Origin of the sequence: Albidovulum sediminicola, assembly GCF_025751575.1 — a bacterium.
Classification (GTDB): Bacteria; Pseudomonadota; Alphaproteobacteria; order Rhodobacterales; family Rhodobacteraceae; genus Albidovulum; species Albidovulum sediminicola.
Window position 1 is genome coordinate 42,389 of the sequence record NZ_JAOWLA010000011.1, and the last position, 13,655, is coordinate 56,043.

A 13,655-nucleotide genomic window follows, 5' to 3' on the forward strand; every position below is an offset into this window, starting at 1 on the left:
GCGCAGCCGACGGCACGCCTTGCGCCGGGCTTCCCCGCCTATGTCAATATCGCGTCGTCATGCGGTAGCCGCGGGCGAAACTCAGCCGCACATGGGTGATCGCGCGGCTCTGCCACCAGGTCGTCCGCTCGGCCGTGAAGGTCGGCTCGCCGGGCTCGATACCCAGGGCGGCCGCGACATCGACGGTCGCCGCCGCGGCCAGGAAGCTGATCTCAACCTCCGAATAGGGGACCGCCTGCACCAGCCATTCGTTCGGCCCTTGCAGGGCGAAGTCCGCAGTTTCAGCCTGCGGCAGGGCCTGCAGGTTGATCCAGCGATCCTCGAACTGGTAGGGCCGCCCGTCGGCCGAATGCAGACAGCGCAGATGCAGCGCGCGGGCGCCGGCGCGAAGCCCAAGGCGGTCGCGCAGCCAGTCCGGGGCGGGCACGGTCTGCGTCGAAAGAAGGGCGTAGTGATAGGCCGCACCCATGGCGGTGATTTCCGCGCGCACCAGGGGGATCTCGAACCGCGCCTGGCGCAGGGGCATCGCGCGCACCCGCGTCCCGGCCTTGCGCTTGCGTTCCAGAAGCCCTTCCTCGGTCAGTTCTCGCATCGCCCGGTTGACCGTCGCTCGCGCGCAGCCGAAGTCCTCGGCCAGGTCGATCTCGCCGGGAACCAGGTCGCCCGGCCCCCAGATCCGCCGCTCGATCCGGCGACGGATCTCGGCCTTCACGTCGCGGAAGGATATCTTGTCGCCCCCGGAAGGGTCTGGCGTCTGGTCGGCGGGCATCGCGGATCTGACTTCTGGATTTTGCCGGTGAAGCTGTTTCATATGTATAGACCTAAGCAGAATCGGTGCGCAAATGCGGATATTCGCCCCTGAGGATTTCGACACCCAGCCCTGGAAGAACGGCAGCGGTGTCACCCATGAGATCGCGCGCGAGGACCACGGGGCGGGGCTGCTCTGGCGGCTCTCGATCGCGGAGGTCGGAACCGACGGGCCGTTCTCTGCCTTTCCGGGGCTGGCGCGCGTCCTGACGGTGATCGAGGGCGCGGGTCTGCATCTGCACACGCCCGAGGGGCGGCTGGACGCGCTGCCCCTCGCCCCGGTAGCCTTTTCCGGCGACACGCCGGTGCGGTCCCGGCTGATCGACGGGCCGGTTCGCGATTTCAACGTGATCTACGATCCCGCCTGGCTTTCCGCGCATGTCGAACAGCCACCCATGGGCCGATCGGACTATCCCTTGGCGCCGGGGCATTTCTATGCCTGTCTCGCGCTCGCATCCGGCGTTTCGGTCGATGGCGTCACGCTGCCGACGCTCGGCGTTGCGCAGTTCGAGGCCGGGCATGTCGAATGCCCGGCCGGTATCGCTGCCCTGCTGGTCCGCTTCGCGCCGTCCTGACCGCAGGACGCGCGGGCGAGATCAGGCCCCGGCGACAAGCTCGGCAACGGCGCGGCGGTAGCGTCCGGCAATCGCGTCGCGCGCGACGTGACGCCCCCCGCGGACCTGATGGCGCCCGGCAGCCCAGACATCGGTCACGACCCCGTCAGGCGCCGCGAAGCAAAGCCCGTCCAGAAGCTGCGCCTCGTTCAGGGCGCAGAGCGTGGCATGGCCGCTGTCGATCGCGACAAGGTCGGCCAGACGGCCCTGCGCGATCGTCCCCGCGTCCCGGCCACAGGCGCGCGCGCCCCCGCTGGCCGCAGCCTGGTAAAGGAACGTGCCCACCGACCCGGCCTCGGGCACCAGGACGTTGCGCGCGAGGTCCCGCAGGCGCTGAGAGTATTCGAGCGTGCGAAGCTCCTCGGTCAATGAGATGCGGACGTTCGAATCCGATCCAAGCCCGAAGGCGCCCCCGGCGGCGATCCAGCCCGGGCCGTTGAAGGGGCCGTCGCCCAGGTTCGCCTCGGTAATCGGGCAAAGCCCGGCGACGGCCCCCGACCGCGCCAGCGCGGCGGTTTCCCCGGCGGCCATATGGGTAGCATGTATGGCGCACCATCCGGCATCCACCGGCGCGTTCGCCAGCAGCCATTCGACCGGCCGCGCGCCCAGCCAGTCCCCGATTTCCGCGACCTCGCGCGGCTGTTCGGCGATGTGGATGTGGATGGGCGCGCCCTGTGCCAGCGGGATCGCCTGCGCCAGATCCTCGGGGCAGGTCGCGCGCAGCGAGTGGGGGGCGATACCGACGACCGTGTCGGCGGGCAGATCCCGCGCCGCGCCACGTGCGGCCTCCAAGAGCCGGGCGAACCCCGCGACGTCATTGCCGAAGCGTAGCTGCCCCCCCGCCAGCGGCGCCTTCCCGGCCCCGCCGTAGCTGTAAAGCACGGGCAGATGGGTCAATCCGATCCCGGTTTCCGCCGCCGCGGCCATGATCCGCGCCGAAAGCTCCGAAGGATCGTCATAGGGCGCGCCGCCGGGCTGGTGGTGGACATAGTGGAACTCCCCCACCGCGGCGTAGCCCGCCTCCAGCATCTCGACCTGCACCTGGGCGGCGATGACCTCCACCTGCTCCGGCGTCAACCGGTCGAGGAACCGGTACATGAGATCACGCCAGGTCCAGAAGCTTTCCCGCCCCGCGGCGCGGTATTCGGTCATGCCCGCCATGGCGCGCTGGAAGGCGTGGGAATGCAGGTTCGAAAGCGCGGGCAAAAGCGTGTCCACGGCCACGTCGCCCGGCGCCGGGGCGGTCCCCGCGGCAACCGCCGCAATGCGCCCCTCCTCCACTGTCACCCGCACGTTTCCAGCCCAGCCCGAAGGCAAGAGCGCCCGTTTGGCGAAGATCATCGCTTGCTCCATTATGTCTAGACATATATCGTATAAACTCATAAAAGCCGACTCGGCAACCGGAAAACCGAGACATCAATGCGCCAGCCAAACAGCCTTTTCGTGAACTGCCGCGCCGCGACCCTTACGGGCCCCGACTACGGCCTGATCGACGATGCGGCCATCGCCGTGACGCCGGACGGCATCCTTTGGGTAGGACCCCGATCGGACATTCCCGCAGCCGTCGCGACCTTTCCCCAGACCGACCTTGGCGGGCGGCTGGTCACCCCCGCGCTGATCGATTGCCACACCCATGTCGTCCACGGCGGCAATCGCGCCGGCGAGTTCGAGATGCGGCTCAAGGGCGCAAGCTACGAAGAGGTCGCGCGGGCGGGGGGCGGCATAGTCTCGACCGTGCGCGCCACCCGTGCGGCGCGCGAGGAGGATCTGATCGCCTCCACCCTGCCCCGCGTCGACGCGATGATCGCGGAAGGGGTCGCGGTCATCGAGATCAAGTCGGGCTACGGCCTCGACATCGAGACCGAGCTTCGGATGCTGCGCGCCGCGCGCCGGATCGGGGAGCTCCGGCCGGTCGAGGTGCACACCACCTTCCTCGGCGCCCACGCCGCGCCCGCCGACTACAAGGGACGCGAGGACGCCTATATCGAGGAGATCTGCCTGCCCGCCCTGCGCGCCGCGCATGCGGAAGGGCTGGTCGATGCCGTCGACGGCTTTTGCGAGGGGATCGCCTTCACCCCCGCCCAGATCGCCCGCGTCTTTGACGCGGCCCAGGCGCTGGGTCTGCCGGTCAAGCTTCACGCCGAACAGCTCTCGAACCTGGGCGGCGCGGCACTGGCCGCGCGCTACGGCGCGCTGTCGGCCGACCATCTGGAGTATCTGGACGAGGCGGGCGTCAAGGCCATGGCCGAGGCGGGCAGCGTCGCGGTAATCCTGCCCGGCGCCTTCTACACGCTGCGCGAGACCAAGGCACCGCCGATCGAGCTGTTGCGCGCCCATGGCGTGCCGATGGCGGTGGCGACCGACATGAACCCCGGCTCCTCGCCCATGTGTTCGCCGCTCCTTGCGATGAACATGGCCTGCACACTTTTCCGCATGACCCCGGAAGAGGCGCTGATGGGCGCGACGCGCCATGCCGCCCGTGCATTGGGTCTGGCCGATCGCGGCACCATCGTTCCCGGCAACCGCGCCGACCTCGCGGTCTGGAACCTCGAACACCCGGCCGAGCTTGCCTATCGCATCGGCTTCAATCCCCTTCACCAACGCATCATCGGAGGCCGCAGTTGAGCGTTCTCACCCTGACCCCGGGCGAGGTCACGCTCGCCCAACTCGCCCGCGTGTATTTCGAGGAACTGCCCGTCCGGCTTGACCGGTCGGCAAAGACCGGCGTGGACCGCGCCGCCGCCGCGATCGCCGCCGCAGCGGCGGGCGACGTGCCCGTCTATGGCGTCAACACAGGCTTCGGCAAGCTGGCGAGCCTGCGCATCGCCCCGAAGGACACGGCAACGCTGCAACGCAACCTGATCCTGAGCCATTGCTGCGGCGTGGGCGAACCCATCGCCCGCGCCCATGCCCGGCTGATGATGGCGCTGAAGCTGCTGTCGCTGGGGCGGGGCGCCTCGGGCGTACGCTGGGAGTTGATCGAGCTGCTGGAGGCGATGCTGGAACGCGGCGTGACCCCGGTCATCCCGGCCCAGGGCTCCGTTGGCGCCTCGGGCGATCTCGCGCCCTTGGCCCATATGACCGCCGTCCTGATCGGCGCGGGCGAGGCAGAGTTTGCCGGCCGCGTGATGACGGGGGCCGAGGCGCTGGCGGCGGCCGGCCTGAAGCCCATCCCGCTTGGCCCGAAAGAGGGTCTTGCCTTCATCAACGGCACGCAGTTTTCGACCGCCTTCGCGCTCGCCGGGCTTTTCGAGGCCTGGCGCGCCGCCCAGGGGGCGCTGGTGATCTCGGCCATGTCGACCGACGCGATCATGGGCTCGACCGCGCCGCTCCAGCCGGAAATCCACGCCCTGCGCGGCCATGCCGGACAGATCGAGGCCGCCGCCACGCTGCGCGCGCTTCTGGACGGGTCCGAGATCCGCGAAAGCCACCGCGAAGGCGACAGCCGCGTGCAGGACCCCTACTGCATCCGCTGCCAGCCCCAGGTAACCGGCGCGGCGATGGATGTTCTGCGCATGGCCGCCCGCACGCTTGAGGTCGAGGCCAATGCCGCCACCGACAATCCGCTGGTGCTGACCGGGGCCGGGCTGATCGTCTCGGGCGGGAACTTCCACGCCGAACCCGTGGGCTTCGCCGCCGACATGATCGCCCTTGCGGTCAGCGAGATCGGCGCCATCGCCCAGCGCCGCGTCGCGCTGATGGTGGACCCGACGCTGAGCTTCGACCTGCCGCCGTTCCTGACGCCCGATCCCGGGCTCAACTCCGGCCTGATGATCGCAGAGGTCACCACGGCCGCGCTGATGAGCGAGAACAAGCATCTGGCAAACCCCTGCGTGACCGATTCCACCCCCACCTCCGCCAACCAGGAGGATCACGTCTCCATGGCCGCGCACGGCGCGCGCCGGCTGATCCGGATGGTCGCGAACCTCGACCGAATCCTGGGGGTGGAGTTGCTGTGCGCCGCACAAGGGATCGAGTTCCGCGCGCCGCTTCAGACCTCCGCCCCTCTGACCCGCGCGCTCGACCGGCTCCGCCGCAATGTCGCGACGCTGGGCGAGGACCGCTACCTGGCCCCCGACCTCGAGGCCGCTGCGCGCCTTGTCGCCAGCGGAGATATCGCGATTGCCGCAGGCGTGACCCTGCCGGAGCTCTGGTGATGCAGCCATTCGTTGTCACCCAAGGCGACAGCCCCGTCATCCTCGGCATGCCGCATGGCGGCACCTGGCTGCCGGACGACCTGACCGCGCGCCTCAACCCCACCGGCCGGGCGCTGGCCGACACCGACTGGCACATCGCAGCACTTTACCAAGGGCTCCTGCCCGGCGCGACTGTCGTCGCCTCGACCGTCCACCGCTACGCCATCGACGCCAACCGCGACCCGGCGGGTGTCTCGCTCTACCCCGGGCAGAACACGACGACGCTCTGCCCCCTGACCGATTTCGACGGCAACCCGATCTGGCAGCCCGGCCAGCCCCCCTCCGAAGACGAGGTCCGGGCGCGTCGCGCAGCCTTCCACGCGCCCTATCACGCGGCGCTGCAGGCCGAGATCGACCGGGTCCGGGCGCGCCACGGCGTCGCGATCCTTTACGACTGCCACTCCATCCGTTCGCGTATCCCGTTCCTGTTCGACGGGCTGCTGCCGGTGTTTTCCATCGGCACCAACGGCGGCGAAACCTGCGCCCACGGGATCGAGGCCGCGACCCTGACGCGCTGCGCCGAAGCGGAGGGCTTCACCCATGTGCTCAACGGACGCTTCAAGGGCGGCTGGAGCACGCGCCACTATGGCCAGCCCGCCAAGGGCGTTCACGCGATCCAGATGGAACTTGCCCAGCGCGCCTACCTGACCGCCGAAGCGGCCCCCTGGGCCTATGACCCGGCCCATGCCGCCCCCCTGCGCGCGGTGCTTGGCGCCATCCTTTCCGACCTCGACACACTCGCCCGATCCGGCGCCCTTTCCTGACGGAGCCCCCCATGACCAACCTCGACCGCAAGAACACCCGCGACATCTTCCCGCCGACCGGCCCCGAACTGAACGCGAAAAGCTGGCAGACCGAGGCACCCCTCCGGATGCTGATGAACAACCTGCATCCCGACGTGGCCGAAAACCCGCATGAACTCGTCGTCTACGGCGGCATCGGCCGCGCCGCGCGGACCTGGACCGACTTCGACCGCATCGTGGCGACGCTGAAGGACCTGGAGATCGACGAAACCCTCGTCGTCCAGTCCGGACGCCCCGTCGCCGTGGTCCGCACGCATGCCGACGCCCCGCGCGTGCTGATCGCCAACTCCAACCTCGTGCCGCACTGGGCGACGTGGGAACATTTCAACGAGCTCGACCGCAAGGGCCTGATGATGTACGGCCAGATGACCGCCGGGTCCTGGATCTACATCGGCACCCAAGGGATCGTGCAGGGCACCTATGAGACCTTCGCCGAAGCCGGCCGCCAGCACTACGGCGGCGACCTGACCGGCAAATGGATCCTGACCGGGGGCCTGGGCGGCATGGGCGGCGCACAGCCGCTGGCCGCCGTCTTTGCCGGCGCCTGCTGTCTGGCCGTCGAATGCGACGAAACCCGCATCGACTTCCGCATCCGCACGAAATACCTCGACGCCAAGGCCCACACCCTCGACGAGGCGCTGGCGCTCATCGCCGACTGGACCGCGAAGGGGGAGGCGAAGTCCGTGGGCCTTCTGGGCAACGCGGCAGAGGTGTTCCCCGAGCTTGTCCGCCGCATGCAGGCCGGGGGCGAGGGCGTCCCGAACGGCCGGCCCGACATCGTCACCGACCAGACCTCCGCCCATGACCCGCTGCACGGCTACCTGCCCCTAGGCTGGACCGTCGCCGAGTGGCGCGCGAAACAGGAAACCGACCCCAAGGCCGTCGAGAAAGCCGCCCGCGCCTCGATGCGCCAGCATGTCGCGGCGATGGTGGATTTCTGGAACGCGGGTGTCCCCACGCTCGATTATGGCAACAACATCCGCCAGGTCGCTAAGGACGAAGGGCTTGAAAACGCCTTCGCCTTCCCCGGCTTCGTGCCCGCCTATATCCGGCCGCTTTTCTGCAAGGGCATCGGACCCTTCCGCTGGTGCGCGCTCTCGGGGGACCCGGAGGACATCCGCAAGACCGACGCCGCGATGAAGCGGCTCTTCCCCGAGAACCACCACCTGCACCGCTGGCTCGACATGGCCTCCGAACGGATCGCCTTCCAGGGCCTGCCCGCCCGCATCTGCTGGATCGGACTTGGTGACCGTCACCGGGCGGGGCTGATGTTCAACGAGATGGTGGCATCGGGCGAACTCAAGGCCCCCGTCGTCATCGGCCGCGACCACCTGGACGCGGGCTCCGTCGCAAGCCCCAACCGCGAGACCGAGGCGATGAGGGACGGCTCCGACGCGGTCTCCGACTGGCCGCTCCTGAACGCGCTCGTCAACACCGCGTCCGGCGCGACCTGGGTCTCGATCCACCACGGCGGTGGGGTCGGCATGGGGTTCTCGCAGCACGCGGGCGTCGTGATCGTCGCCGACGGCACGCCAGAGGCCGCCAAGCGCCTCGAACGGGTGCTGTGGAACGATCCCGCCTCCGGCGTCTGGCGCCACGCCGACGCGGGCTATGACATCGCGGTCCAGCACGCCAAGGACATGGGGCTGCGCCTGCCCTCGATCCTGGGGAACTGATCCCCTCTTCTTCATTGCCCAAATACCCCGGGGGGCGCGGGGGGCTGGCCCCCCGCACTAGCTTGCCGCCGCGCGCCCCCTGTGCAAGATCGTCGCCACGATGTGGCTCTATCGACTGATCCTGACGCTTTTCGCCCTGCCCGCGCTTCTCATGCGCCGGGTGGCGCTTGCGCTTGCGGGGCGCAAGGAGCCGCGCGGGCTGACCGAGCGCCTTGCCCTCGCCCCGCCCCGGCCCGAAGGTCCGACGATCTGGCTCCACGCGGCCTCGAACGGCGAACTGGCCTCGGCCCGCGCCACGGTCATCGCGATCCTGGACCGACATCCCAGCGCCACGCTCGTGGTCACGACCAACACCACGACAGGCCGCGCCCTGGCCGAAAGCTGGCACCTGCCACGCCTCATCGCCGTGCTTGCGCCGGTGGACACACCTTTCGCCACGCGGCGCTTCCTCGACGCCCTTCGCCCCGCCGCGCTGATCGTGGTCGAGAATGAGCTCTGGCCCGTTCGCCTGACCCTCGCGGCGGCGCGCGCGATCCCCGTCTTCGTGCTGGGCGCACGCATGTCCGCGAAAAGCCACCGCAACTGGTCGCGCCTGCCCGGCCTCTCACGCCGGGTCATGGGGGCCATCACCTGGCTTTCCGCGCAGGATCAGGACAGCGCCCGCCGCTTCCTGGACCTCGGCCTGCCCCAGCCGCGGCTTGGCCCGGTCCTGAACCTCAAGGCCGCCTTCGTCCCGCAAGCCGGGGCACCCATCCTGCCCTGGGCGCGCGCAACCTCGCTTCTGGCCGCCTCCACCCACCCCGGAGAGGAAGAGGTGATCCTGGCCGCCTTCGCCGCCGCCCGCGCCGCAAACCCCGCGCTGCGGCTTGTCCTCGCCCCCCGGCATCCCCGCCGCAGCGCCGAAATCGCGCGGCTGATCCAAGGCGCGGGCCTACCCTTCGCAACACGCTCTCTGGACCAGGTGCCGCAGGACGCAACACCGGTTTATCTTGCCGACACGATGGGGGAGATGGATCTTTGGTACGCAGGCGCGGGCATGACCTTCGTCGCCGGATCGCTGACCGGCCGGGGCGGGCACACACCCTATGAGCCTGCCGCCCACGGCTCGGCGATCCTGCACGGACCGGATGTGGCGAATTTCGCCCCCGCCTACGCGGCCCTTCATGCCGCAGGTGCGGCGGTGCGGGTGGAGACCGCCCAAGACCTCGCGGCCGCGATCCTGCGGCTGGCAGACGCGGAGGCGCAGGCGGCCATGGCGGCACGGGCGCGTGAGGCGCTGTCCGCCGCCGATCCGGCCACCCTTGCCCCCTTCTTCGCGGCGCTCGACGCCACCCTCGCCGAAAGGACGCCCGATGTTCACCCTGCCCGAGCTTGAGGCCGCCGCCCGTCTTGTCCACCGCCAGATGGAACCGACACCGCAATACGCCTGGCCCGCGCTTTCTGACCGGATCGGGGCCGAGGTCTGGGTGAAGCACGAGAATCACGGCCCGACCGGCGCCTTCAAGGTCCGGGGCGGGATCACCTTCATGGACTGGCTCGCCCGCGAACATCCGGGCTATGGCGGCATCATCACCGCGACGCGGGGCAACCACGGCCAGTCGCAGGCCCGCGCCGCGACGGCGATGGGCCTGCGCGCGGTGGTCTACGTCCCCCACGGCAACTCGACCGAGAAAAACGCCGCGATGCGCGCCTTCGGGGCGGAACTTCGCGAACATGGCGCGGATTTCGACGAGGCCCGGCAAGAGGCGATGCGCGTGGCCGAGGCCGAAGGGCTCTACCCCGTCCCACCCTTTCATCCGGAACTCGTCCGTGGCGTGGCGAGCTATGCGCTGGAGTTCTTCCGCGCCGCCCCACGGCTGCACACGGTCTATGTCCCCATCGGCTGCGGCTCGGGGATCTGCGGCGTCATCGCCGCGCGCGACGCGCTTCGCCTGCCGACCCAGATCGTCGGTGTGGTGTCGGACCGGGCGCAGACCGCGAAACTCTCCGCTGAGGCGGGCCGGCCCATCCCCACGGACAGCGCCCGCACCTTCGCCGACGGCATGGCGGTGCGCGTCCCGGTCGAGGCGGCGCTGGCCGTCTACGGCCCCGGCGCCGCCCGAATCGTCGCGGTCAGCGAGGATGAGATCGCCGAGGCGATCCGCATCTACTTCACCGATATCCACAACCTTGCCGAGGGCGCCGGCGCGGCGGCGCTGGCCGCGCTGATCCAGGAACGGGGCCAGATGCAGGGCCGCAAGGTGGGCGTGATCCTGTCGGGTGGCAATATCGACACCGGCCCCTATCGCAGCATTCTGGCCGGCGGCACGCCCGCGCCGTGACGGTGGAAAAGCCATACCCGTCGTGCTAGGATTCCCGTCAGCCCCTTACAGGCAGGAACAAGGACCCTCAACGACAGGCGGGCGGCTAAACGCCCGGAATCGCGCAGTGAAGAAACTCGACAAGGCCAGCAGCAGCGCCCAGGAGGCGCTGACCCAATATGCCGCCCTCTGCCATCGCAAGACCGCGAAGGGCAGGACCGAGGTCTTGCTGATCACCAGCCGCGACACCGGCCGCTGGGTCATCCCGAAGGGCTGGCCCATGAAGGGCAAGAGCGGCGCGGAATGCGCCCTGCGCGAGGCCTATGAGGAGGCGGGCGTCGAGGGCAAGCCCGACAGCCGCTGCATCGGCATCTACGCCTATGACAAGGTCATGAAGGACGGCACCAGGCAGCCCTGCATCGTCGCGGTCTATCCGGTCAGCGTCCAGCGCATGAAGGACGAGTTTCCCGAAAAGGGCCAGCGGGTGCGCAAATGGTTCTCGCCCAAGAAGGCGGGAAGCCGGGTCGCCGAGCCCGAGCTTGCGCTTCTGCTTGCCAATTTCGACCCCGACCGGCAAGCTGAGGAAATCAGTTGAATTCCGGCCGCGCATCCATAAATCAGGGCGCAGGCCCAAACCGCGCAAGAACATGATCCGTTATTCGCTTACCTGCGACCGCGACCACAGCTTCGAAAGCTGGTTCAAGTCGGCCGATGCCTTCGACCGGCTTCTGGCCGCGGGCCATGTGGCTTGCCTTACCTGCGGGTCCACCAGGGTCACGAAGGATCTGATGGCCCCCGCCGTCCGCCCCGCCCGCCAGGCCGAGACCCGCCCCTTGGCCACGCCGCAGGGGGAGATGGAGCAGGCCCTCGCCGCCATGCGCCGACAGGTCGAGGAGAATTCCGAATATGTCGGGCTGAACTTCGCCTCCGAGGCGCGGCGCATCCATGAGGGCGAGGCGCCGGGCCGCTCGATCTACGGCGAGGCACGGATCGACGAGGCGAAGAAGCTTCTGGAGGACGGCGTGCCGGTGGCCACGCTTCCCTTCATGCCGGCGCGCAAGACGAACTGATGCCGGGAAGGGGGCGTTTCGCCCCCTCTGCGCCTTGGGGCGCATTCACCCCCGAGGGTATTTGGGCAATAGAGAAGGATGGCGATGGAGGTCCTTGTAACCGGCGCGAACCGGGGCATCGGCGCGGCCCTGCGCGCAGCGTTTCAGGCGCGCGGAGATACGGTTTGGGCGACGCGGCGCGACGCAGGCGACGCCGCGGGCTGGTTCCATCTGGACGTAGCGGACCCGGCGTCGGTGGCGGCGCTTGCGGCATCCCTTGCTGGGCGGCCGCTCGATCTCTTGGTCTGCAACGCGGGGGTTTACCTCGACAGGGATGACTGGCTGGCCGAAGGCTACCCGGCGGCGGCCTGGGCCGAAACCTTCGCGGTCAATGTCACGGGCGTATTCCTGACCATCCAGGCGCTGTTGCCCAACCTTCGGGCGGCGCGGGGGAGGATCGCCATCATCGGTTCCCGCATGGGCTCGGACGCGCGGGCCCCCGGCGGCAGCTATATCTACCGGGCGAGCAAGGCGGCGGTCCTGAACCTCGGGCGCAACCTGGCAGCCGATCTGCGGCCGGATGGGATCGCGCTTGGCGTCTACCACCCTGGCTGGGTCACAACCGAGATCGGTGGCCCGGGCGCCCAGATCGCGCCGGATGCCTCGGCCCGCGATCTGCTGCGCCGTTTCGATGCGCTCTCGCTCACCACCTCGGGTTGCTTCGAGAGCCACGACGGAACGCCGATCCCCTTCTGAAACGGCGTGGCCTGCCTGCCGCAGCGCGGCGCGCCGCTGCGGAACGCCCTTGCCCTTCGCCCGGCGCGCGCCTATGAAACGCGCGGTTTGACTCGGGGCGCATGCGTGCGCGCAGCTTGGGGGGGCTCGGATGCCGCTTCTCGTGATGAAATTCGGCGGCACCTCGGTGGCCGATCTCGACCGCATCGCCAACGCAGCCCAGAAGGTCAAACGCGAGGTGGAGCGTGGCTATGACGTGATCGTCATCGTCTCGGCCATGTCGGGCAAGACCAATGAGCTTGTCGGCTGGGTCGAGCAGACCTCCCACCTCTATGACGCGCGCGAATACGACGCCGTCGTCGCGAGCGGCGAAAACGTGACCGCCGGGCTGATGGCGCTGCGCCTGCAGGAGATGGGCGTGCCCGCGCGGTCCTGGCAGGGCTGGCAGGTGCCGATCAATACGACCTCTGCCCACTCCTCGGCCCGCTTCGTCTCGATCCCGCGCGACAACATCGACGCGAAATTCGCCGAGGGGTTCAAGGTCGCGGTGGTGGCTGGGTTCCAGGGCGTCTCGGACGAAGGCCGGATCACAACGCTGGGGCGTGGCGGGTCGGACACCACCGCTGTGGCCTTCGCCGCCGCTTTCGGCGCGGCGCGCTGCGATATCTATACCGACGTGGACGGCGTCTACACGACCGACCCGCGGATCTGCGGCAAGGCCCGCAAGCTGGAGCGCATCGCCTTCGAGGAGATGCTGGAGCTGGCCTCGCTGGGCGCCAAGGTGCTGCAAACCCGCTCGGTCGAGCTGGCCATGCGTTACAAGGTGAAGCTGCGGGTGCTCTCCAGCTTCGAGGAAACAGACGAAAGCTCCGGGACCCTGGTCTGCGACGAGGAGGATATCATGGAATCCAAGGCCGTTTCTGGCGTCGCCTACAGCCGCGACGAAGCCAAGATCACGCTCGTCACGGTCGAGGACCGGCCGGGCATCGCCGCCGCGATCTTCGGCCCCTTGGCCGACGCGGGCGTGAACGTGGACATGATCGTCCAGAACATTTCCGAGAAGAACTACGAAGGCCACACCATGGCCGTCACCGACATGACCTTCTCCTGCCCGACGAACCAGGTGGCGCGGGCAAAGAAGGCGCTGGAGGACGCCCGCACCGCTGGCGTGATCAACTACGACGACCTCGTCGTGGATACCGAAGTCGCGAAGGTCTCGGTCGTCGGCATCGGCATGCGCTCGCAGTCCGGCGTGGCCGCCAAGATGTTCGCGGCACTCGCCGCCGAGAACGTGAACATCAAAGTCATCGCAACTTCTGAGATCAAGGTCTCGGTGCTGATCGACCGCAAGTACATGGAGCTTGCCGTGCAGGCCCTGCACGACGCGTTCCAGCTCGACCAGGCCTGAACGGCCACCGTCCAAGCAAAAGAAAGCCCGCCCGGCAACCCCGGGCGCATTCCGGAATCTGGGACAC

At 69.1% G+C, this 13,655-nt stretch carries 13 protein-coding genes; 11 read left to right on the forward strand and 2 right to left on the reverse strand.

Features of this window, described 5'->3' with window-relative positions:
* Positions 1 to 43 precede the first annotated feature (43 nt).
* Positions 44 to 769: a GntR family transcriptional regulator gene (locus tag OE647_RS12510; protein ID WP_263722074.1), complete on the reverse strand. Its 726-nt coding sequence runs from the start codon at positions 767 to 769 to the stop codon at positions 44 to 46.
* A 73-nt stretch (positions 770 to 842) separates the two neighbouring features.
* Here OE647_RS12510 and OE647_RS12515 point away from each other — a divergent pair, with 73 nt between their 5' ends.
* The gene (locus OE647_RS12515) at positions 843 to 1,382 is read left to right on the forward strand and encodes a HutD/Ves family protein (RefSeq protein WP_263722075.1); all 540 of its coding nucleotides are present in this window, start codon (positions 843 to 845) and stop codon (positions 1,380 to 1,382) included.
* Between the two features lie 21 nt (positions 1,383 to 1,403).
* Here the strand turns inward: OE647_RS12515 and OE647_RS12520 are convergent, their stop codons facing one another.
* A complete protein-coding gene (locus OE647_RS12520) occupies positions 1,404 to 2,762 on the reverse strand; it encodes a formimidoylglutamate deiminase (RefSeq protein ID WP_263722076.1) in 1,359 nt (452 codons plus the stop codon).
* A 78-nt stretch (positions 2,763 to 2,840) separates the two neighbouring features.
* Between OE647_RS12520 and hutI the strand changes: the two genes are divergently transcribed.
* The 10 genes from hutI to OE647_RS12570 all read left to right on the forward strand — a co-directional run bounded on the left by hutI (position 2,841) and on the right by OE647_RS12570 (position 13,588).
* Complete coding sequence (gene hutI, locus OE647_RS12525; RefSeq protein ID WP_263722077.1) at positions 2,841 to 4,046, forward strand: imidazolonepropionase; 1,206 nt, start codon at positions 2,841 to 2,843, stop codon at positions 4,044 to 4,046.
* Positions 4,043 to 5,578 carry a histidine ammonia-lyase gene (gene hutH, locus OE647_RS12530; protein ID WP_263722078.1) on the forward strand — a complete coding sequence of 512 codons (1,536 nt, stop codon included), beginning with the start codon at positions 4,043 to 4,045 and terminating at the stop codon, positions 5,576 to 5,578. Before hutI ends, hutH begins: the two co-directional genes overlap by 4 nt.
* Positions 5,578 to 6,381: an N-formylglutamate deformylase gene (gene hutG / locus OE647_RS12535; RefSeq protein ID WP_263722079.1), complete on the forward strand. Its 804-nt coding sequence runs from the start codon at positions 5,578 to 5,580 to the stop codon at positions 6,379 to 6,381. The genes hutH and hutG overlap by 1 nt, the downstream gene beginning before the upstream one ends.
* An 11-nt stretch (positions 6,382 to 6,392) precedes the next feature.
* Complete coding sequence (gene hutU / locus OE647_RS12540) at positions 6,393 to 8,096, forward strand: urocanate hydratase (protein WP_263722080.1); 1,704 nt, start codon at positions 6,393 to 6,395, stop codon at positions 8,094 to 8,096.
* A gap of 100 nt (positions 8,097 to 8,196) precedes the next feature.
* Positions 8,197 to 9,471, forward strand: a complete 1,275-nt coding sequence (locus OE647_RS12545; protein ID WP_263722081.1) for a 3-deoxy-D-manno-octulosonic acid transferase — start codon at positions 8,197 to 8,199, stop codon at positions 9,469 to 9,471.
* The gene (locus OE647_RS12550; RefSeq protein ID WP_263722082.1) at positions 9,449 to 10,417 is read left to right on the forward strand and encodes a threonine dehydratase; all 969 of its coding nucleotides are present in this window, start codon (positions 9,449 to 9,451) and stop codon (positions 10,415 to 10,417) included. The genes OE647_RS12545 and OE647_RS12550 overlap by 23 nt, the downstream gene beginning before the upstream one ends.
* Before the next feature lie 106 nt (positions 10,418 to 10,523).
* A complete protein-coding gene (locus OE647_RS12555) occupies positions 10,524 to 10,991 on the forward strand; it encodes an NUDIX hydrolase (RefSeq protein ID WP_263722083.1) in 468 nt (155 codons plus the stop codon).
* A gap of 52 nt (positions 10,992 to 11,043) precedes the next feature.
* Entirely contained in the window at positions 11,044 to 11,466 is a 423-nt protein-coding gene (locus OE647_RS12560) for a DUF1178 family protein (RefSeq protein WP_263722084.1), read from the forward strand.
* 84 nt (positions 11,467 to 11,550) lie between these two features.
* Entirely contained in the window at positions 11,551 to 12,201 is a 651-nt protein-coding gene (locus tag OE647_RS12565; protein ID WP_263722085.1) for an SDR family NAD(P)-dependent oxidoreductase, read from the forward strand.
* A 130-nt stretch (positions 12,202 to 12,331) separates the two neighbouring features.
* On the forward strand, positions 12,332 to 13,588 hold the full coding sequence (locus OE647_RS12570) for an aspartate kinase (protein ID WP_263722086.1): 1,257 nt from the start codon (positions 12,332 to 12,334) through the stop codon (positions 13,586 to 13,588).
* Positions 13,589 to 13,655: the final 67 nt, after the last annotated feature.

What these genes read in the sequence shown, in the direction of transcription:
- OE647_RS12510 (WP_263722074.1), bottom strand. Translation starts at nt 769, where the DNA reads ATGCCCGCCGACCAGACGCCAGACCCTTCCGGGGGCGACAAGATATCC.
- OE647_RS12515 (WP_263722075.1), top strand. Translation starts at nt 843, where the DNA reads ATGCGGATATTCGCCCCTGAGGATTTCGACACCCAGCCCTGGAAGAAC.
- OE647_RS12520 (WP_263722076.1), bottom strand. Translation starts at nt 2,762, where the DNA reads ATGATCTTCGCCAAACGGGCGCTCTTGCCTTCGGGCTGGGCTGGAAAC.
- hutI (WP_263722077.1), top strand. Translation starts at nt 2,841, where the DNA reads ATGCGCCAGCCAAACAGCCTTTTCGTGAACTGCCGCGCCGCGACCCTT.
- hutG (WP_263722079.1), top strand. Translation starts at nt 5,578, where the DNA reads ATGCAGCCATTCGTTGTCACCCAAGGCGACAGCCCCGTCATCCTCGGC.
- hutU (WP_263722080.1), top strand. Translation starts at nt 6,393, where the DNA reads ATGACCAACCTCGACCGCAAGAACACCCGCGACATCTTCCCGCCGACC.
- OE647_RS12545 (WP_263722081.1), top strand. Translation starts at nt 8,197, where the DNA reads ATGTGGCTCTATCGACTGATCCTGACGCTTTTCGCCCTGCCCGCGCTT.
- OE647_RS12550 (WP_263722082.1), top strand. Translation starts at nt 9,449, where the DNA reads ATGTTCACCCTGCCCGAGCTTGAGGCCGCCGCCCGTCTTGTCCACCGC.
- OE647_RS12560 (WP_263722084.1), top strand. Translation starts at nt 11,044, where the DNA reads ATGATCCGTTATTCGCTTACCTGCGACCGCGACCACAGCTTCGAAAGC.
- OE647_RS12565 (WP_263722085.1), top strand. Translation starts at nt 11,551, where the DNA reads ATGGAGGTCCTTGTAACCGGCGCGAACCGGGGCATCGGCGCGGCCCTG.
- OE647_RS12570 (WP_263722086.1), top strand. Translation starts at nt 12,332, where the DNA reads ATGCCGCTTCTCGTGATGAAATTCGGCGGCACCTCGGTGGCCGATCTC.